We start from the raw sequence: 493 nt of genomic DNA, 5'->3' as shown, positions 1-493 counted from the left end.
CGGGCATCCGGTCAACCTGCTGGTTGCCGATGCGCACCTGGCCGAGGTGCTGTTGCTCGAGCACGACGGCGAAGAAGTACAGCGGCACCAGGCCCGGATAGGCCCCGACCGCTTCGGCGGCGACCCGGTCGAGCGTGATGTGCGGCGTGCCCGTCGGCATCGGCGGGGCCGCGCTCGCGGCGCCGGGCCGCTGATCGATCACGGGGGGGAAGATATGCGGCAGCCCGGTCTGGCACAGCAGCTTGATTAACTGCGTGCAGACGTGGCTGGACCACTTGTGGACCCCGCCCCAGCCCCGCAGGGTGCGTGCCTGCATCAGAAATCGACCGTGGCGCTGAGCGACAACGTGCGCGGGTGCCACCCTGTCTGCTGCCACACAGGAGCGTCTGCCAACGCTGCCTGACCCGCCTGAGGAGATAGCTAGAAATGACCTTCGTCGTCACCGACAACTGCATCAAGTGCAAATACACCGATTGCGTGGAAGTCTGCCCGG

At 66.7% G+C, this 493-nt stretch carries 2 pseudogenes; one reads left to right on the top strand and one right to left on the bottom strand.

The features are described from left to right. Positions 1–316, bottom strand: a pseudogene (locus tag U8L64_RS00145) (hypothetical protein); the annotation flags it as partial. A 110-nt stretch (positions 317–426) separates the two neighbouring features. On the opposite strand from U8L64_RS00145, the pseudogene U8L64_RS00140 reads away from it, so the two are divergent. Then, positions 427–493, top strand: a pseudogene (locus U8L64_RS00140) (ferredoxin); the annotation flags it as partial.

Source organism: Pseudomonas sp. FIP_A4 (genome assembly GCF_036701605.1).
Taxonomy (GTDB): domain Bacteria; phylum Pseudomonadota; class Gammaproteobacteria; order Pseudomonadales; family Pseudomonadaceae; genus Stutzerimonas; species Stutzerimonas phenolilytica.
This window is presented reverse-complemented; position numbering and strand designations above follow the sequence as displayed.